The organism is Roseateles koreensis, assembly GCF_028595305.1.
Lineage (GTDB): Bacteria > Pseudomonadota > Gammaproteobacteria > Burkholderiales > Burkholderiaceae_C > Paucibacter_A > Paucibacter_A koreensis.
Genome location: NZ_JAQQXS010000013.1, coordinates 42,305 through 59,426, shown reverse-complemented (window position 1 = coordinate 59,426; position 17,122 = coordinate 42,305). Strand labels below are relative to the sequence as shown.

18 protein-coding genes are annotated in these 17,122 nt (G+C 64.8%); 8 read left to right on the top strand and 10 right to left on the bottom strand.

Annotated features, from left to right (window positions below; genetic code table 11):
* Positions 1-60 precede the first annotated feature (60 nt).
* Complete coding sequence (gene cobA, locus PRZ01_RS14675; protein WP_273597548.1) at positions 61-918, bottom strand: uroporphyrinogen-III C-methyltransferase; 858 nt, start codon at positions 916-918, stop codon at positions 61-63.
* A gap of 120 nt (positions 919-1,038) precedes the next feature.
* Between cobA and PRZ01_RS14670 the strand changes: the two genes are divergently transcribed.
* Genes PRZ01_RS14670 through PRZ01_RS14640 form a run of 7 tightly spaced genes read left to right on the top strand, consistent with a single transcriptional unit; the run spans position 1,039 to position 7,715 of the window.
* Complete coding sequence (locus PRZ01_RS14670) at positions 1,039-1,461, top strand: c-type cytochrome (protein WP_273597547.1); 423 nt, start codon at positions 1,039-1,041, stop codon at positions 1,459-1,461.
* Positions 1,458-2,687, top strand: a complete 1,230-nt coding sequence (locus PRZ01_RS14665) for a cytochrome D1 domain-containing protein (RefSeq protein WP_273597546.1) — start codon at positions 1,458-1,460, stop codon at positions 2,685-2,687. The genes PRZ01_RS14670 and PRZ01_RS14665 overlap by 4 nt, the downstream gene beginning before the upstream one ends.
* A gap of 8 nt (positions 2,688-2,695) precedes the next feature.
* Entirely contained in the window at positions 2,696-3,736 is a 1,041-nt protein-coding gene (gene ahbB, locus PRZ01_RS14660; protein WP_273597545.1) for a siroheme decarboxylase subunit beta, read from the top strand.
* The gene (locus PRZ01_RS14655; protein ID WP_273597544.1) at positions 3,729-4,256 is read left to right on the top strand and encodes an Lrp/AsnC family transcriptional regulator; all 528 of its coding nucleotides are present in this window, start codon (positions 3,729-3,731) and stop codon (positions 4,254-4,256) included. Before ahbB (PRZ01_RS14660) ends, PRZ01_RS14655 begins: the two co-directional genes overlap by 8 nt.
* A complete protein-coding gene (ahbB, locus tag PRZ01_RS14650; protein WP_273597543.1) occupies positions 4,249-4,749 on the top strand; it encodes a siroheme decarboxylase subunit beta in 501 nt (166 codons plus the stop codon). The genes PRZ01_RS14655 and ahbB (PRZ01_RS14650) overlap by 8 nt, the downstream gene beginning before the upstream one ends.
* A gap of 12 nt (positions 4,750-4,761) precedes the next feature.
* On the top strand, positions 4,762-6,045 hold the full coding sequence (nirJ, locus tag PRZ01_RS14645) for a heme d1 biosynthesis radical SAM protein NirJ (protein ID WP_273597542.1): 1,284 nt from the start codon (positions 4,762-4,764) through the stop codon (positions 6,043-6,045).
* Positions 6,042-7,715, top strand: a complete 1,674-nt coding sequence (locus PRZ01_RS14640) for a nitrite reductase (protein WP_273597541.1) — start codon at positions 6,042-6,044, stop codon at positions 7,713-7,715. The genes nirJ and PRZ01_RS14640 overlap by 4 nt, the downstream gene beginning before the upstream one ends.
* 49 nt (positions 7,716-7,764) lie before the next feature.
* Here PRZ01_RS14640 and PRZ01_RS14635 read toward each other — a convergent pair whose 3' ends face one another.
* From PRZ01_RS14635 to PRZ01_RS14620, 4 genes are all read right to left on the bottom strand, one after another.
* Positions 7,765-8,535 carry an oxygen-binding di-iron domain-containing protein gene (locus tag PRZ01_RS14635; RefSeq protein ID WP_273597540.1) on the bottom strand — a complete coding sequence of 257 codons (771 nt, stop codon included), beginning with the start codon at positions 8,533-8,535 and terminating at the stop codon, positions 7,765-7,767.
* 263 nt (positions 8,536-8,798) lie between these two features.
* A complete protein-coding gene (locus tag PRZ01_RS14630; RefSeq protein ID WP_273597630.1) occupies positions 8,799-9,101 on the bottom strand; it encodes a c-type cytochrome in 303 nt (100 codons plus the stop codon).
* Between the two features lie 65 nt (positions 9,102-9,166).
* Positions 9,167-10,825 carry a cytochrome D1 domain-containing protein gene (locus PRZ01_RS14625; RefSeq protein ID WP_458296227.1) on the bottom strand — a complete coding sequence of 553 codons (1,659 nt, stop codon included), beginning with the start codon at positions 10,823-10,825 and terminating at the stop codon, positions 9,167-9,169.
* A 183-nt stretch (positions 10,826-11,008) separates the two neighbouring features.
* A complete protein-coding gene (locus PRZ01_RS14620; protein ID WP_273597539.1) occupies positions 11,009-11,485 on the bottom strand; it encodes a putative zinc-binding protein in 477 nt (158 codons plus the stop codon).
* 228 nt (positions 11,486-11,713) lie between these two features.
* Between PRZ01_RS14620 and PRZ01_RS14615 the strand changes: the two genes are divergently transcribed.
* Positions 11,714-12,472, top strand: coding sequence for a Crp/Fnr family transcriptional regulator (locus PRZ01_RS14615; RefSeq protein WP_273597538.1), 759 nt, complete (start codon positions 11,714-11,716; stop codon positions 12,470-12,472).
* 22 nt (positions 12,473-12,494) lie between these two features.
* Here the strand turns inward: PRZ01_RS14615 and PRZ01_RS14610 are convergent, their stop codons facing one another.
* The 5 genes from PRZ01_RS14610 to PRZ01_RS14590 are packed head-to-tail and all read right to left on the bottom strand — an operon-like array spanning position 12,495 to position 17,087.
* A complete protein-coding gene (locus PRZ01_RS14610; RefSeq protein ID WP_273597537.1) occupies positions 12,495-13,586 on the bottom strand; it encodes a hypothetical protein in 1,092 nt (363 codons plus the stop codon).
* Entirely contained in the window at positions 13,583-13,915 is a 333-nt protein-coding gene (locus tag PRZ01_RS14605) for a metal-sulfur cluster assembly factor (protein ID WP_273597536.1), read from the bottom strand. The genes PRZ01_RS14610 and PRZ01_RS14605 overlap by 4 nt, the downstream gene beginning before the upstream one ends.
* Complete coding sequence (locus PRZ01_RS14600; RefSeq protein ID WP_273597535.1) at positions 13,912-15,165, bottom strand: NnrS family protein; 1,254 nt, start codon at positions 15,163-15,165, stop codon at positions 13,912-13,914. The genes PRZ01_RS14605 and PRZ01_RS14600 overlap by 4 nt, the downstream gene beginning before the upstream one ends.
* A gap of 9 nt (positions 15,166-15,174) precedes the next feature.
* Positions 15,175-16,602, bottom strand: coding sequence for a cytochrome c oxidase accessory protein CcoG (ccoG, locus tag PRZ01_RS14595; RefSeq protein WP_273597534.1), 1,428 nt, complete (start codon positions 16,600-16,602; stop codon positions 15,175-15,177).
* Positions 16,599-17,087, bottom strand: coding sequence for an RrF2 family transcriptional regulator (locus PRZ01_RS14590; RefSeq protein ID WP_273597533.1), 489 nt, complete (start codon positions 17,085-17,087; stop codon positions 16,599-16,601). The genes ccoG and PRZ01_RS14590 overlap by 4 nt, the downstream gene beginning before the upstream one ends.
* Positions 17,088-17,122 lie beyond the last annotated feature (35 nt).

Genomic DNA, 17,122 nt, shown 5'->3' with positions numbered 1-17,122 from the left:
AGCGCCGGTCAACTAACAAGTCAGCTGGACGGCACTCACTCATTCGTCCACCCGTTCAGATCAGGCGCAGGGCACGGGCGCCAACGGGGCGGCCAACGCCATGTCCATGGCGGGCATCAACACTTCATGCAAGGCACACACCTCGCCAATCATCAGCAATGTAGGCGACTTCAGCGCATGGATCACGGCCAATTCAGGCAAGTCTTGCACGCAGCCTCGCACACAGCGTTGCTGCGGCAGGCTGGCGTTCTCGATCAACGCCGCCGGCGTGTGCGCCGGCAGGCCATGGGCGATCAATTGGCGGCTGATTTCGGGCAGGGCAGCCAAGCCCATATAGATCACAACCGTCTGCTGCGGGCGGGCCAGGGTGGCCCAATCCAGCTGCAAGCTCTGGGTCTGCGCCCCCTCGTGACCGGGGACGGCGCGCAAATGGCCGGTGGTGTAGATCAGCGTGCCGGCATAGGCGCGATGCGTCAGCGGGATCCCGGTCGAAGCCGCCGCAGCCTGCGCGGCGCTGATGCCCGGAATGGTCTCGAAGCCAATGCCCGCCGCCGCCAGGGCCTGCGCCTCCTCGCCGCCACGGCCGAACACAAACGGGTCGCCGCCCTTGAGCCGCAACACCCGCCGCCCGCTGCGCACCAAGCGGATCATCAAGGCGATGATTTCCTCTTGGCTCAGGTGATGGTTGCCGCTTTGCTTGCCAACAAAAATGCGCTCGGCCCGGGGGTTGACCAGCGCCATCACCTCGGGCGACACCAGGTTGTCGTAGAGCACCAATTCGGCTTGGGCCAGGGCACGGGCGGCCTTGACCGTCAACAACTCGGGGTCGCCGGGGCCGGCCCCAACGAGGGTGACTTGGGCGCGGGCCGGCAAGGGCTGGCGGCCCTCAGAAAAGGAGTCGGGTTCTCGGCGTTTCATCTTGGATTCCTGAGCAGGCAACGAGGCCGGGATACTGGCTTCAATTGTGGGGACAGCGCTTGCTCAACGTCCTTGACGCAGTTCAAGGACAGCAGGCGCCACAGCGATGAGCATTGCCCCATGCCTCGACAAGCCTCGCCTTTGGGCCTCATCCTGCAACTGTGCCTCCTGGGGCTCAGCGGCGCAATGCTGGCCGCTCACGCGCAAGACAAGCCCCTGGCGCCGCAAACTCCCCCCGTCCTGACGCAAGCCCAGGACACCCCGCCCGGCCCAGCCCGACAGGCGCAACTGCGCCGCATCCTGTCGCAAGACTGCGGCTCCTGCCACGGGCTCACGCTCAAGGGCGGCCTGGGCCCGGATCTGCGCGTTGACGCCATGCGTGCGCTGCCCCATACCGCTATCGCCTCCACCATCTACGACGGCCGCCCCGGCACGCCCATGCCGCCCTGGAAAAGCATGATCACGCGCGCCGAAGCCGAGTGGTTGGCGAGTTATCTGCAACAAGAGCCGCCCGCCCCAAGCCCAAAGGACGTGACCCCATGACGCCCCACCCTCTTTCAAAGCCGCTCGCCGCGTGGCTGTACGCCGTGCCGGCACTCTTGCTAACCCTGGTTTTAAGCGGCTGTGCCGGCGCGCCGCCGGCAGCACCACTTGTGCAGGGCACGGGCGATCTCGGCCTGGTGATTGAGCGCAGCACCGGCAGCCTGCAGTTGGTCAACACCTCGCGGCGCGAGTTGATGGGGCAAATCCAGGGCCTGGGCGATCTCTCGCACGCCTCGTTGGTGTACTCGCGCGACGGCGCTTACGCCTATGTCTTCGGGCGTGACGGTGCGCTCAGCAAGGTGCATCTGCCCAGCCTGCGCGTGGTGGGTCGCGTGCAGCAAAGCGGCAACTCCATCGGCGGTGCGATTTCGCAAGACGGTCGATGGGTGGCCGCGCAAAACTATGAGCCCGGAGGCATCAAGGTGTTCGACGCCGAAACCCTGGCGCTGCTGGCCGACATCCCCGCTGAGTTCGAGCCGGGCAAACGCTCCCGCGTGGTGGGTTTGTCTGACCTGCCCGGCCAGCGTTTCATCTTCTCGCTGTTCGACGCGGATCAAATCTGGATCGCCGATCTCACGGGGATCAGCGCAGGCCAGCAGCCCAAGCTGCAAAAGTTCAAGAACGTGGGGCACCAGCCCTATGACGCACTGGTCACGCCGGACGGTCGCTACTACATCGCCGGCCTGTTCGGTGAAGACGGCTTGGCCAAGGTCGACCTCTGGGCTGCCGAGCCTCGGGTGGAGCGCATCCTCGCTGGCTATGGCCGGGGCGAGCAGCCCTTGCCGGTGTTCAAAATGCCCCATCTGCGCGGCTGGGCGGTGGCCGGGCGCCATGCCTATCTGCCCGCAATTGGCCGTCACGAGGTGCTGGTGGTCGACACCGAAACCTGGCAGGAAGTGGGCCGTATCGCGGTGGCCGGGCAGCCGGTGTTCGTGATGGCGCGACCCGACGGGCGCCAGGTCTGGGTCAATTTTGCGGTGCCGGACTACGACCAGGTGCAAGTGTTCGACACCCAGAGCCGCCAGATTATCCAGACCCTGAAGCCCGGCAAAGCGGTGCTGCACATGGAGTTCACGCCACGCGGCGAATCGGTCTGGATATCGACCCGCGACAGCCATCAGGTCACGGTATTCAACACCGCCAACTTCGCCGTGCAAGCCGTGCTGAAGGCCGACACCCCCAGCGGCATCTTCTTCACCAGCCGCGCACAGCGCAGCGGCTTTTGAGCCTCGCCATGTTGCAAGCCTCTGCCCACCCCTCGGACGCCGAATTGCTGAATCGCTGGCAGCAGCGCTTTCCGCTGAGCCCCGAGCCTTTTGAAGAGCTTGCCGCCGAGCTGGGCCTGGCCGATGGCGCTGCAGTACTGGCACGCCTGAAAGCGCTCGAGCGCCAGGGCAGCCTCTCGCGCATCGGCGGCATCTGGGCGCCACGCGCCGCCGGGGCCGGGCTGCTGTGTGCCATGGCCGTGCCGGCGGAGCGTCTGGACGAAGTCGCCCAGCGCGTCAACGCCCGGGTCGGGGTGAATCACAACTATGAGCGCGAGCACGCCTTCAACCTCTGGTTCGTACTGACCGGCCCCGACGCCGCCTGCCTCGCCCGCGAGCTGGACGCGCTGGAGCGCGAGTGTCAGCTGCCCACCTTGCGCCTGCCCATGGAGCGGGCCTACCGCATCAATCTGGGCTTCGACCTCAAGACCCCGCACGGGCCCGACTGCGAAGCCCGCCAGGCACGCAATCGACCCGGTGTGCCCGTGGCGGCCGAAGACCGCGCCCTGGCCGCTTGCGTTGAACAGGGCCTGCCTCTGGTGGCGCGGCCCTACGCCGCCTGGGCGTCGGCCATCGGGTGGGACGAAGCCCGCGTGCAGGCGAGCCTGCACCGTTGGTTGGCGCAAGGAAGCCTGCGCCGCTTCGGCCTGATCGTGCGCCATCACGAGCTGGGATTTGGCGCCAACGCCATGTGCGTGTTCAACCTGCCGGATGAGTGCGTGGACGCCCATGCGCAGTTGCTGGCCCAACAAACCGGCGTGACCCTGTGCTACCGCCGCAGCCGCGCACCGGGCTGGCCCTACAACCTTTACTGCATGTTTCATGGGCGCGAGCGCGGCGAGGTGCAGCAATGGCTGGCGCAAGCGGTCGAGGCCGCAGGCCTGGATGGCTTCGAGCAGCAGCAACTGTTCAGCCGGCGCCGTTTCAAGCAATGCGGGGCGCGCTATTTCCGCCCCGCGGAAGTTGCGGAAGGCGTCGAAATCACGAAAGAGGAGCCCCACCATGTCTGAACACCTGCCGGCCACGCTAGATGCGCTGGACGCCGCCGTGATCAATCGCCTGCAAGGCACGCTTCCCCTGGTGCCGCGCCCCTTCGCCGCTGTAGCCGAGGAGCTGGGCTGCAGCGAAGACCTGCTGCTGCTGCGCCTGCGCCGCCTGCTGGCCGACGGCACACTGAGCCGCTTCGGCCCGCTGTTCCAGATCGAGCGCGCCGGGGGCCGCTTTGTACTGGCCGCCATGCAGGTGCCCGAAGACCGTTTTGCGGCCGTCAGCGCGCAGTTGAACGCCCTACCCGAGGTGGCGCACAACTACCGCCGCGAACACGCGCTGAATATGTGGTTTGTGCTGGCCACCGAAAAGCCCGAAGACATCGCCCCTTGCTGCGCGCGAATCGAAGCCATGACCGGGCTGAACGTGCTGGCCTTTCCCAAAGAACGCGAGTATTTTGTCGGCCTGCACCTGCAAGCCCACGCCCATGTGCTCGCTCACCCGCCGGAGCGCACTGACCCCGAGGAGGCGAGCCATGTCTGAGTGCACAAATCAGCAACTGAGCACCCTGCAGCGCGAACTCATGCTGGCCACCCAGAGCGGCATGCCGTTGGTGGAGCGCCCCTTTGAGGCGTTGGGCGCCATGCTGGGCATCAGCGAAACGCAGGTTTGCGAAGAACTCGCCCGCATGCAGGCCAGCGGCCTGATCCGCCGCATCGGCGCGGTGCCCAACCACTACCGGCTCGGCTATGTGGCCAACGGCATGACGGTCTGGGACGTGATTGACACCGATGTCGATCGCCTCGGCGCCCTGGTCGCCGCCTGCCCTGGCGTCAGCCACTGCTACCGCCGCCCGCGCCGTCTGCCGCAGTGGCCTTACAACCTGTTCGCCATGCTGCACGGCCAGACCCGCGCCCAGGTCGAAGCGCAAGCGCACGATCTGCGCACCCTGTTGGGCCCGGCCTGCCGGGCGCACGACATCCTCTACAGCAGCGCCATTCTCAAAAAGACCGGCCTGCGCCTGAAACCTGAGTGAAAGCCCCGCCCCATGTTGCGCATCAGCCAGTACCTGCGTGAAGTCGCCCGCGCCGAACGCGACGGCCACTACCCCAACCCAGGCCGCAGCGCCCGCGCCGCCACCGGCCCGGTGATGATCTGGAACCTGACACGCCGCTGCAACCTCACCTGCAAGCATTGCTACGCGCTCTCGGCCGACCACGCGTACCCGGGCGAACTCAGCTTCGACGAGGTCTGCACGGTGATGACGGATCTGCGCACCTACGGCGTGCCGGTGCTGATCCTCTCCGGCGGCGAGCCGCTGCTGCGGCCCGACCTGTTCGACATCGCCGCACGCGCCCAAAACATGGGCTTCTACACCGCCTTGTCCACCAACGGCACCTTGATCGACGCGCCCATGGCGGCACGCATTGCCGCTCAGAATTTTGATTATGTCGGCATCAGCATTGATGGCTTGCGCGAAACCCACGACCGTTTTCGCCGCCAGCAAGGCGCTTACGACGCCTCCCTGCAAGCGCTGCGCCTGCTGCACGAACAAGGCGTCAAGACCGGCCTGCGCTACACCTTCACCGAGTTGAACCAGCAAGACTTTCCAGCCATGCTGCAGCTGATGCGAGATGAGCAGGTGGACAAGTTCTACTTCTCACACCTCAACTACGCCGGGCGCGGCAACATCCACCGTGGCCGCGACGCGCACTTCCAGGCCACCCGCCAGGCCCTGGACACCTTGTTTGAAGCCGCCTGGCAAGACGCCCGCGCAGTCATCGAGCAGCCCGGCTACCCGCAACGCGACTACGTCACCGGCAACAACGACGCAGATGCAGCCTACCTGCTGGCCTGGGTGCGCCAACGCTGGCCGCAGTGGGGCGATGCGCTGCGCGCCCGTCTGGTGGCCTGGGGCGGCAATGCCTCTGGCGTGGGCGTGGCCAATATCGACAATGTGGGCGATGTGCACCCCGACACCATGTGGTGGCACTACCGCCTAGGCAATGTGCGAGAGCGGCCCTTCTCCGCCATCTGGAGCGACCGCAGCGACCCGCTGATGGACGGACTCAAGACCCAGCCGCGCCCGGTGGGAGGCCGCTGCGCCGAGTGCCAGCACTTCGCCCTGTGCGGCGGCAACACCCGCGTGCGAGCCCAGCAAATCACCGGCGACCTGTGGGCCGAAGACCCAGGCTGCTACTTGAGCGATGAAGAAATCGGCCTCTCACCCGAAGCCGCCGCAGCCCTGCCCCAACGAGTCACCTCGAAGCCCTTCAGTTCACGGCGCAAGACCCTTCAAATCCAGCCGGACGCTATCACCGCAAACCCATGAATGAACTCCTCAAGACCTTGATCAAACTGGCGCTGGCCCTGGGCATTTTCTGGGTGGGCGTGGATTTCGCTAGCGCACAAACGGCGCCGGCACCGCAAAGGGATGTGCAGAAGGAAGCGCTGAATCCCAGTGCCTCTGCCCCGCTCGCCAGCCCTGAATCGCCCAAGCCTGACGCGTTGTTCAAGCAGCACTGCGCCGCCTGCCACGGCGAGCAGCGCCTGGGCGCCATGGGCCCTGCCTTGTTGCCTGAAAGCCTGGAGCGCCTGCGCCGGCCCGAGGCGCTCAAGCTGATCCGCGAGGGCCGGCCCGCCACCCAGATGCCCGCCTTCGGCGGCACGCTCAGCGAGGCCGAGATGCAAGCCCTGGCGCAGCTGATCTACCAGCCCCAAACGCCGGCACCGCAATGGGCAACGGCCGACATCCTCGCCTCCCGCAGCTTTGACGCCCACAGCGGCGACTGGCCCGCCCGCCCGCAATGGCGCGCTGACCCAATGAATCTCTTCGTCGTGGTGGAAGGGGGCGACCACCACATCAGCCTGGTGGACGGCGACCGCTTTGAAGTCATCCACCGCTTCCCCAGCCGCTATGCCCTGCACGGCGGCCCGAAGTTCTCACCCGATGGCCGCTATGTGTACTTCGGCTCGCGTGACGGCTGGATCAGCAAATACGACCTCTGGAACCTCAAAATGGTGGCCGAAGTGCGCGCTGGCTTGAACATGCGCAACGTCGCCGTGAGCAGCGATGGCCGCTGGGTCATGGCCGCCAACTACCTGCCGCAAAACGCGGTGCTGTTTGACGCCGAGCTGAATCCGGTCAAAACCTTCGACACCCGCAGCCCCGACGGCAAGCAAAGCTCCCGCGTCTCGGCCGTTTACGACGCCGCACCGCGCCGCAGCTTTGTGCTCGCACTCAAAGACTTGGCCGAACTTTGGGAGATCTCCTACGACCCCAAGGCCGAGCCCATCCACGCGGGCTTGGTACACGACTTCCGCATGGGCGAAGCCATCGCCACGCCGGGCTACCTGAACCCACGCCGCACACCGCTGGACGAGCCGCTGGACGATTTTTTCTTCGACGACAGCTACCGCCACGCGCTGGGCACAGCCCGCCCACGCGGCAAAGACGAAGCCGGCGCCACCCTGGGCCAAGTCGTCAACCTGGACGCCCGCCGCAAAGTCGCCAGCCTGCCCATCGCCGGTATGCCGCATCTGGGCTCAGGCATCAGCTTCGACTGGCAAGGCCGCCGCGTGATGGCCAGCCCTAACCTGAAGGATGGACTCATCAGCGTCATCGACTTGAAAAACTGGACCCTGATCAAAGAGATCGCCACGCCCGGCCCCGGCTTCTTCATGCGCAGCCACGCCAAGAGCCGCTACGCCTGGACCGACGCCATGATGGGCGGCCCAGAGGCCCGCGACACGTTGAGCATCATCGACAAGCAAAGCCTAGAAATCGTCGCCCAAGTCAAGCAGCCCGGCAAAACCCTGGCCCACGTCGAGTTCACCAAAGACGGCCGCTACGTGCTGGCCAGCCTGTGGGAAATGGACGGCGCCCTGATCGTCTACGACGCCACCACCTTCAAAGAAGTCAAACGCCTGCCCATGAGCAAACCCGTCGGCAAATACAACATCTGGAACAAGATCAGCCGGGAAGAAGGGACGTCGCATTGAGGGGCCCGTCATAGGCCAGCAACTGTGCGCGCCACCAAAGAGCCCGCGCTCAATCGGGCACGGCGTAGTCCCGGTCCGTCATGAGGTCGATGCCGCAACTCAGGGATTCGACCCATTGGATGAACTCTGGCACGGCCTCGCCTTTGAGGATGGCGCCGTGCTGAGGAACAATCATGTCAATGGGGAGCTTGCGTACCATTTGCGCCCAATGCCGCAAGACCTTGTTGGCCACCATATAGCGGCGGTGAAAACTCTCCATGTACTGAAGGTGCCCGGCCAAAGAAGTCACGGGCTGCTGCGGGTTGAACCCCGCGCCCAGGGACGCGCCCAAATCGCCCGAGAACAAGATGCGGCTGACCGGGTCGTAGAACTGAAAGTTGCCCTCTGAGTGCAGAAAATGCGCGGGCAGCGCCAGCAGATGGCTGCGCCCCAGCGGGATGCGCATCCCCGCATCAGGGATGCCCACGAGACGGCCAGTGGTCTTGCCGGCCTTGCAGAAGTGCGGCACAAAACGCTCCCAGATGCGCGAGATATAGACCTTGGCGGAGGCGGTGGCCGTCATCCAGCGGTCGAGCGACGCAATGATGTCGGGGTCTGCATGCGAAGCGATGATGGCCGAGAGCTGATGCGGCGCGAAGTGCTGCGTCATACCCAGATACAACTCACCATAGGCCAGATTGCCGCCAGGATCGATGATGACGCCGGTCTTGTTGTCGATCAACAAGAACTGATTCGACTGCACCGCCTCACCGCCCTCGCGGCAGAGGTCGGTGAACATCAGGCAAAGGTGTCCGTCCTTGTTGAAAAGTTCGATCGGCATGGTTGGGCTCGGATTGAATCAGCCCAATGTAGATGTCGCCACTTCGCATTAACTTGATTAACGTCAAGCGCGCAATGCGGCTGTCCCGCGAACGTGGCGGCCCGCTGACCGGGACTGCAAGGCTCATTTTTCGCCGGGAACAAGCTGCACCATTCACTGACTCACTGTCCCGTGCGGTCGTCATCTTGCCCCGGCCGCTACAAGAACGGCCAAAATCGCCGGGCTTCTTGCGTTCTGGGATTTCGAATCCGCGGGGTTCGAAATTACAGCTTCAAAATCCAGCCCACGCTTTCCTTCAGATCGGCGTCGCTGATCTTTTCGGGCGGGTTGGGGGGCATTGGGATGGGGCCGTACACGCCCTTGCCGCCAGCGCGAACCTTTTGGGCCAGGGCGACGGCGACGTCTTGGCCTTTGTACTTGGCCGCCACGTCTTTGAAGGCGGGGCCGACCAGTTTCTTGTCTTTGGCATGGCAGGCCATGCAGCCAGCCTTGGTCAGAATAGCCTCATCGGCCTGGGCCACCGAAGCTGCCACCAAGCCCAAACAGATCAACAGGATTGAATGCATGCGCATTGCGGAATCTCCATGGATATAGGGTGAACCGAGGCGCGTTGCGCCTCGGGGGAAACAGGTCAATACACGTCGTGCTGGGTGTTGTAGACGTTGAACTTGCCGGTCGGCGTGATCAGGCGCGGGTCCTTGATCACGGTCTTGAGCTTGAGCGTCTTGTCGTCAACCACCACGATGGCGCTTTGCTTATCCTTGGCGGACCAAACTGAGAACCACACCTCGTCGCCCGCCTTGTTGTACTCGGGCTGGACCACGCGTTTGGCGCCGTCGTCCTTCAAGCCGGCCCATTCAGCAATGGGCAGCACCTTGAAGCCTTTATCCAAAGCGTCGATGTCGAACACCGCCACCGACTGCGAGATGGCCGCATCCGGGTTCAACGGGGTGTCCGAATACAGATGCTTGGACTTGGGGTGGGTCTTGATGAACAACGCCCCGCCGCCCTGGCCCTTGAGCTCGGCCACTTCTGTGAAGGCGTATTGCTTGTGATGGACGGGGTCGGTCGCGACCAGGGAGATGGCCTCGTCACCCAGGTGGCCGGTGCTCCAGACCGGGCCGAACTTGGGATGGACGAAGTTCGCGCCACGGCCCGGGTGCGGGATCTTGCTCACGTCGACCAGCTTGACCAACTTGTCGTCTTTGGCGTCAACCACGGCAATCTTGTTGCTCTGGTTAGCGGCAATCATGAAGTAGCGCTTGCTGGCGTCCCAGCCGCCATCGTGCAAGAAGCGGGCGGTGCCAATCTCGGTGGTCTTGAGCGCGTTCAGGTCGGAGTAGTCCACCATCAGCGTTTTGCCGGTTTCCTTCACATTGACGATGAACTCCGGCCGGTAGTGGCTGGCCACGATGGAGGCCACGCGCGGCTCGGGGTGGTACTCCTGCTTGTCCACGGTGTTGCCACGGGTGGAGACGATCTTGAGCGGCTCCAGGGTGTCGCCCTTCATGATCACGTACTGCGGCGGCCAGTAGGCGCCGGCGATCACCAGCTTGTCTTCATAGCCCTTGTACTTGCTGGCCTCAACCGAACGGGCCTCCAGGCCGATGCGGATTTCAGCCACGTTGTCGGGCTTGGGCATCCACAGGTCGATCATGTTGACCTTGGCGTCGCGGCCGATCACGAACAAATAGCGCCCCGAGGCCGAGGTGCGCGAGATGTGCACGGCGTAGCCGGTCTTGACGATGTTGATGATCTGCTTGGTGTCGCCATCAATCAGCGCCACCTCACCGGTGTCGCGCAGCGTGGTCGAGAAGATGTTCTCGATGTTGTAGCTGTTCATCTTTTGGGTGGGGCGCTTGTCAGGCGGAATCAGCACCTTCCAGGTCGCCTTCATGTCGGCCATGCCGAACTCGGGCGGCGTGGGCGCATCGTGCTGGATGTAGCGCGCCATCAGGTCCACCTGCTGTTCGCTCATCTCGCCCGAAGTTTGCCAATTGGGCATGCCGGCGGGTGAGCCGTAGGCGATGAACACCTTCAAGTAGTCAGTGCCCTTGCCCAGGGTGATGTCGGGCGTCAAGGGCTTGCCGGTGGCACCCTTGCGCAGCACGCCGTGGCAACCGGCGCAACGCTCGAAATAGATCTTGCGGGCGGCATCAAACTCGGCCTGCGTCATCGGCGGGGCCTTGGGGTTGCTGCTTTGCACCATGGGCACGTCGGTCAGCGCCGAGGGGGCGGCGTGGTACTTCACGTCACCGGGCGAGATATCTTTCTTGCCTTCGTCCGCCATTGCGCTCAAGGGCAATGCCATCAATAGCGCCAATTGGCCCAACAGGCTCAAACGCAGCAATCGGTTGCGTTGAACGCGCATGAGGGGGGAGCTGTTTTGCTTCATGTCATACCTCTTTTCTCTGGATGAATCTCAAATCACTGGCGCAATGTCAGGAGACTTGATCGCATCGTCCCGCCAGACTTAGCGGGCGTCCTTGAACTGGGTTAAGGAAGCTCTGCATTCATCGGGAGGTGATCCAGGGCGCTTGATCCCACTCAAGCCAAAGCCTTGCAACTGCTGCGCTAACTCCTCAAACAAGCGGTCTGCCTGCTCGGCGTCGAAATCCATGTGATAGTGCTTGCGCACCCCTCGCTCATGCAAGCGCACATGATGGGTCGGCTGCACCTGCTGCTGGCCCAAACAAGCACGGCAGCAGGCCAGTACACACCCATCCAGCGCAATGATGGGCCGCCCGCTGGCCGCCGCCTCGGTGGCCTTGCGCACCAGATTCGGGACGCCCCCGCCGACCCCGGCGATACAAGACATTTCAGCCAAGCCGGCGCGGTCCAGCCGCACCGCCAAATGGTTGGCCAGTTGCGCCGCGTCGGAGCAGCCGGAACAGCTATAGACCAGGGGCAAAGGAGCGGCCACGCCGCCGACGGTTGGATTTGCACTCATCGGACCATGGTGCACAGCCCCTGCCCGCAAGGTTTTGCGAAAAATCAAACCCGCCCTTCGCGATTGAACGGCGGCACATGCCGGAGAAACTTGGTACAAAAATATCCGACAAATTAACTCGGATTCTTGCACCAAATCAAGGTGAGCCGAGGGGCTTCAATGGTCGACTAAGCCCCCTGACTCCTCGCCAACTCCTGCTCAATTTTTTCAGCGAAAGCCCTCCTTGCCATGAACGCTCAGCCCCTTGCCGTGCACACCCTGCACAGCAGCCCGCAACTCAGTCCGGGCGCACAACAAGTGCTGCAGGTGCGCCAGGCGCTGGCGCAGGCCTGGCCAGCCCTGGCCGAGGCGCCCGAGGCCTTGAACGCGCTGGCCCGGTTGGGCCGCAGCCACCGGGTACGCACGCGCTGCCGCCTGTGGCAGGACGGCCATGTCAACAAGGGCAGCCTTTGGTTGCTGGTGCGCGGCAAGGTCAGCATGGGCAAACGCGCCAGCAATGGCAAATGGTGGCAAAGCCACTCCTTGAACGCGGGTGAGTGGCTGGACCTGTCCAGCGCCTGGAGCCAATCGCCCTATCCTGAAACAGCCCAGGCGCTGAGCGCTGTGCTGGCGCATGAATATCCTGCGGCTGAGGTACTGGCCTTGAGCCAGGCACACCCGCCACTGCTGAACGCACTGCTGTCCAGCCTCGCTCAACGCACCTGCGAGGCCATTGCCGCCCGGCAGGCCCTGACCCTCAACGATTTCGCTGCACGCCTGGCCGAATGGCTGTTGCAGGAATTGCGCCGCTCCGACAGCGCGGACCACTTGATCCTTCGCGAACTCAAACGCGACCTGGCCGCCCAACTGGGGGCTACGCCCGAAACGCTGTCGCGCACCCTGCGCCAGTTTCAGCAAGACGGGCTGATCGACATGCGGCACAACGACGTGTGGATTCCCGACGCCCAACGCCTGGCCCGCATCGGCAAAGCCGGGCTCAGCATCTGAGCCGACGCGTCGGCGCCGGCGCTCAGGCGCTAGTCGAACTGCACAAACGGCCCATGATCAAGCCAAAGCCCAGCACCGCCACGCCATGGCCCGCGCCCGCCCAAGCCAGTGCGTTAGGGTGCCCCGCCAGCACGGCGGTACTGCGCAGCAAGAGGCTCAAGCCCATCACCGCCAAGGGCAACAAAGCCCAAGGGCTGTAGCGCGGCCGCAACCCGGCCAGGGCGGGCAGCATGATGGGCGCGTGGGCAAACACCATGGAGAAAACAAAGCCCAGCCACAGCAGATGCCAGGCGATGCCCCCCGCCCCGCCCTGCCCCCAAAGGCCCGCCAAGGCCGCGGCAAGCAGCCAGACATAGCCCACCAGCAGGCAACGCGCCGTATGGCCGGCCCAACCGTTTGACCGCCACTGCAGGCGCGCCAAATCAAAGGCCAGCAACCACAGGCTCAGCAAGCCCATAATGATCCAAACCAGCGGCGCACCCAACCCCGGTGCAGGCCCCATCAAGAGCAAGGCGGCCACGCCCAATACGCCCCAGGCGAGCAAAAAGGCCTGGGCGGCCCAGCCCGGCAGTGGCCGCAGGCGCATCAACTCACGCCGCTCGCCCACGATGGTCAGCAGCAAAAACAAACTCCAGCCCCAGCGGGATTGCTCCGGCGCGCCCAGCACAAATGCCGCCGCGGCCCACACCAGGGCCAGCGCCCCACTGGCCTCCACCGCCAGCGGCAACGACCGCGCCCGGCTGTAAGCCGCCCACACATAAAGGCCCAGCAAGCCCACTGCAGCCAGCAACCAAAGCCAACCCGCCCAGGCCCAAAAGCCGGCCAACGCCAGCAAGCCCGCACACGCAGCCGACAGCGGCACCCCCATGCCGCGCCGCAAGGCCAAGGCCCGCTCCAGCGCAATCAGGCTGCCGAAAAATCCCGCCATCATCAAGGCGCCATGCCCCTGCAAAGCCTGCGCGGCCAGCGGCGCGGGCAAGGCGCCCCAACCCAGGCGCAGCAGGCCGCCGCCCAAGGCGCCAACCAGATTGAGCGCCGCAAGAATCAGGCAAACCAAGGCGAAGGCGCGCGGCAGGGGCGCGGGCCCACTGAAACGAGATAACGCCCGGCTCATACTGCGCCGCCGCCCCAGCCAAAGCGCAGGCGCAACGCGGGCGCCATGCGGTCCGGGGTCCAGGTGAAGTCCCAATTCATGTCCACCTCGACCCGCCAGTCCGGCGGGCATTGGGCCTCGATCGCGCAGCCCGCATCGTTCATGATCTGGTCCGCCATGGGGCAGGTGGCGCTGGTGGGGATCAATATCAGCGACGCCAGCGGCGGCACCAACGCCAAGGTTTCAACCAGGCCGAGGTCAACGATGTTCTCGCCAATCTCGGGGTCGGCCACCTGGCGCAGGGCGGTCATGATGCGGGCGCGCAGAGCGCTCAGTTCAGCTTCATTCATCGGGTCATCCTCTTGTTCACCGGCGGGCGCAACAGCCAGGGCAGATAGCGCAAACACCAAAGCAAGGCCAGCAGGGCGAAGCCAGCGGCAGCCCCCGTCAGCAGCGTTGGCCGAAGCCTTATGCTGAAATCAAACGGCATAGGCGCCAGAGTGGCCGCAATGACCATTTCCGCCGCAAGGCGCATCAGCGCCACCGCTTGCAGCAAAACCTGCAAGGCCCACAGGCCGGCATCCGCCGCTACGCTGCGGCCTTGCTGTACGGCGGTAACCCGGCTGACCATGGCCAGCCAAGTGCTGCCCATAAAGCCCAGGCTCAGCGCATGCACGGGCGCCAGCCCCAGCAGGCCGGGCCGGCCCAAAGCTGCGGCCAACAAGGCCCCCGCCTCCAGCGCGAGACTGACCGCCAGCCAGACATAGCCCAGGTGCAACTGCGCCACCAAGGGCATGCGCCGGGCCCCCGCCAACTCTGGCCGCCAGGCATCGCGCCACAAAATATTGGCCAAGCCGAGCAGCATTGCAGCAAATACACCGCCCAGCATCGGCGGGGGCGTCCAAGCCCGCAGGCCCGCCAACTCCAGCCCACCGCGCAGCGCCAAACCTGCCAGCAACAAGACCAAAAATCGGGGTTGGCGCCGCCCTTGTTCATGCAGAAAAGGCGTGAGGCGCTGCAGGGCCAGCGCAAACACGCCAGCCACCCCGAAAGACAAGCCGGCGTGAACGGCCAGGCGCACACCCAGCGGTTGATGCAAGGCCAGCGCCAACGCAGCCCCGGCCTGACTCAAGGCCAATACCGCCAGGCCCAGCGCCAAACCCTGCGCATGGCCGGACGGGCGAACGCCCGCTGCCCTGCACCAACGCCACAGGCGCACCGCCAACACCCCCAGCACCAGCGCCGGCAACGCAGCGCCCACGACTGCAACTGCAACTGCAATGACCTCGCCCCGTTGCGCCAACGCGTTGCCGATCAAAAGAAGAGCCCAACCCGCAGCCGCCGCAAGTGCCAGCCCCGGCAGCTCCGCCGGGGGGGGTGCCCGCCAGTCCAACCAACGCGGCACCGTGGTCAGGGCAAAGCCCGCGATGAACAAGGGCATGAAGCCCAGGCTCATCACCCAGCCGTGCAACAACCCTGACGGGATCAGCCCCGCCTCAGCGGGTTCAGCCCCCACCCACCGCCACGCCCACCAACCTGCCACCAGCAGCCAGACCAGCGCAGCGGCGCTGAAGAAGGGACGATGCGGTGAGCCCAACATGTACAAACGCTAGGTGCGTGGGACGAAGAAAACCGCCTTGGCCGTGAAGACCCTGCCCGGGGCGTCCAGGTCCAGCGCCTGAATCTTCACCGTGTGGGCGCCCGACTCCTGGCCGGCGCCGGGCGGCAAGCGCAGTTGCACCGGCAAGGCACCGATGCTTGATGCGGCAACCTGTAGCTCTTGGTCGCCCACGCTCAGCAAGTGCAGGCCGGCCAAGCCGCTGGCCTGCAGCCGCAAGCGCAAAGGGCGCTCGGTGCGGTTGATCAATTGCAGGCGGTAGACGTTCTCGATCTCGCCCTCGCCGACCTGCCGCGCCATCAGCTGCCGGTCTTTGATCACATCGATCAACAGGTCTTCACGTTGCTGCAAGCTGAACACAAACGCCAGGCTTAAAGCCAGCAAACCGGCGCCGTAGAGCAGCACGCGCGGACGCAGCACCCGTGCCAGCATCTGCTGCTTGGTCCAGCCGCCGGCCATGCCGTTGCCGGTGGCATAACGGATCAGTCCCCGGGGAGAGCCGACCTTGTCCATGACTTGGTCGCACACGTCGATGCAAGCGGCGCAACCGATGCACTCGTTTTGCAAACCGTTGCGGATGTCGATGCCCGTGGGGCAAACCTGCACACACAAAGTGCAGTCCACACAATCGGCAGCGCCGCCCGCGAGCACGTCCTGCGCCTGCTTGCGCGAGCGGGCACCGCGTGGCTCGCCGCGCTGGGCGTCGTAGCTGATGATGAGCGAATCGCCATCGATCAGTGCGCTTTGAAAGCGGGCGTAAGGGCAGATGTACTTGCACATCTGCTCGCGCAAGAATCCCGCGTTGCCATAGGTCGCACCGGCGTAGAACAGCACCCAGAACAAGGGCCAGGCCTGCACCTGCAGGCTCAGCACCTGCACCGCCAGCTCGCGCACCGGAATGAAATAGCCCACAAAGCTGAAGCCCGTCAACAAGGACAGCACCAGCCAGCCGCCGTGCTTGCCGCCTTTGCGCAGCAACTTCTCCAGCGACCAGGGCGCGCGGTCCAGGCGCATCCGGGCCTGGCGGTCGCCTTCGGTGTGGCGCTCGATCCAGAGAAACATCTCGGTATACACCGTCTGCGGGCAGCTGTAGCCGCACCACAGGCGCCCGGCCACGGCGGTGAAGAAGAAAAGCGCCAAAGCGCTGAGCACCAGCAGGGCCGCCAGATAAATGAAGTCCTGCGGATAAAGCAGCAGGCCCATCACATAAAAACGCCCAGCCTCCAGATCGAACAACAAAGCCTGCCGGCCATTCCACTGCAGCCAGGGCATGCCGTAGAAAAAGAGCTGGGTCAGGCCCACCATCAGCCAGCGCCAATTGGCAAAGCGACCACTGACCGAGCGTGGATAAACCTTGGCCTCGGCCACATAAAGCGGAATCACGCGCCGCGCCGCGCTGCTGGGATCAGGTGCAGTCATGGCGTTTTGTTCGCCCGGCTGCCGTGAGGCAGAGGCATGGCGACGGCCTGCGGCTTCAGGGCCGCCACCACGCCAACCCGAGGCAGTTGGGGCGGCAGCAGATCGGCCAGGCTGTGGCCGTCCAGCTGCGCCAAAAAGGCGGCCAACGCGTTGTTGAAGATGCCGGTCAGGGCACAGCGCTGGGTCAAGCTGCAGGTGTTGCCGGTGCCCAGGCACTCCACCAGCGCAAAGTCGGGCTCCACCGCCCGCACCAATTCACCCAGCCCGATGTCCTCCGGCGGCAAGGCAAGGCGCATCCCGCCGCCTTTGCCTCGCACCGTGCTGATCCAACCGCCCAGGCCAAGTTGGTGGGTGATCTTGGTCAGATGAGATTCGGAGATCGCGTAAGCCTGCGCAATCTCAGCCGTGGTGCACAAGCGTTCCGGGTGTTGGCCCAGGTAAATCAGCATGCGCAAGGCATAGTCGGTCATGGTGGTCAGTCGCATGCGGGGGTCTCTTCTTTGTTCTTGTGTAGCGTCAT

What these genes read in the sequence shown, in the direction of transcription:
- cobA (WP_273597548.1), bottom strand. Translation starts at nt 918, where the DNA reads ATGAAACGCCGAGAACCCGACTCCTTTTCTGAGGGCCGCCAGCCCTTG.
- PRZ01_RS14670 (WP_273597547.1), top strand. Translation starts at nt 1,039, where the DNA reads ATGCCTCGACAAGCCTCGCCTTTGGGCCTCATCCTGCAACTGTGCCTC.
- PRZ01_RS14665 (WP_273597546.1), top strand. Translation starts at nt 1,458, where the DNA reads ATGACGCCCCACCCTCTTTCAAAGCCGCTCGCCGCGTGGCTGTACGCC.
- ahbB (WP_273597545.1), top strand. Translation starts at nt 2,696, where the DNA reads ATGTTGCAAGCCTCTGCCCACCCCTCGGACGCCGAATTGCTGAATCGC.
- PRZ01_RS14655 (WP_273597544.1), top strand. Translation starts at nt 3,729, where the DNA reads ATGTCTGAACACCTGCCGGCCACGCTAGATGCGCTGGACGCCGCCGTG.
- ahbB (WP_273597543.1), top strand. Translation starts at nt 4,249, where the DNA reads ATGTCTGAGTGCACAAATCAGCAACTGAGCACCCTGCAGCGCGAACTC.
- nirJ (WP_273597542.1), top strand. Translation starts at nt 4,762, where the DNA reads ATGTTGCGCATCAGCCAGTACCTGCGTGAAGTCGCCCGCGCCGAACGC.
- PRZ01_RS14640 (WP_273597541.1), top strand. Translation starts at nt 6,042, where the DNA reads ATGAATGAACTCCTCAAGACCTTGATCAAACTGGCGCTGGCCCTGGGC.
- PRZ01_RS14635 (WP_273597540.1), bottom strand. Translation starts at nt 8,535, where the DNA reads ATGCCGATCGAACTTTTCAACAAGGACGGACACCTTTGCCTGATGTTC.
- PRZ01_RS14630 (WP_273597630.1), bottom strand. Translation starts at nt 9,101, where the DNA reads ATGCATTCAATCCTGTTGATCTGTTTGGGCTTGGTGGCAGCTTCGGTG.
- PRZ01_RS14625 (WP_458296227.1), bottom strand. Translation starts at nt 10,825, where the DNA reads ATGGCGGACGAAGGCAAGAAAGATATCTCGCCCGGTGACGTGAAGTAC.
- PRZ01_RS14620 (WP_273597539.1), bottom strand. Translation starts at nt 11,485, where the DNA reads ATGAGTGCAAATCCAACCGTCGGCGGCGTGGCCGCTCCTTTGCCCCTG.
- PRZ01_RS14615 (WP_273597538.1), top strand. Translation starts at nt 11,714, where the DNA reads ATGAACGCTCAGCCCCTTGCCGTGCACACCCTGCACAGCAGCCCGCAA.
- PRZ01_RS14610 (WP_273597537.1), bottom strand. Translation starts at nt 13,586, where the DNA reads ATGAGCCGGGCGTTATCTCGTTTCAGTGGGCCCGCGCCCCTGCCGCGC.
- PRZ01_RS14605 (WP_273597536.1), bottom strand. Translation starts at nt 13,915, where the DNA reads ATGAATGAAGCTGAACTGAGCGCTCTGCGCGCCCGCATCATGACCGCC.
- PRZ01_RS14600 (WP_273597535.1), bottom strand. Translation starts at nt 15,165, where the DNA reads ATGTTGGGCTCACCGCATCGTCCCTTCTTCAGCGCCGCTGCGCTGGTC.
- ccoG (WP_273597534.1), bottom strand. Translation starts at nt 16,602, where the DNA reads ATGACTGCACCTGATCCCAGCAGCGCGGCGCGGCGCGTGATTCCGCTT.
- PRZ01_RS14590 (WP_273597533.1), bottom strand. Translation starts at nt 17,087, where the DNA reads ATGCGACTGACCACCATGACCGACTATGCCTTGCGCATGCTGATTTAC.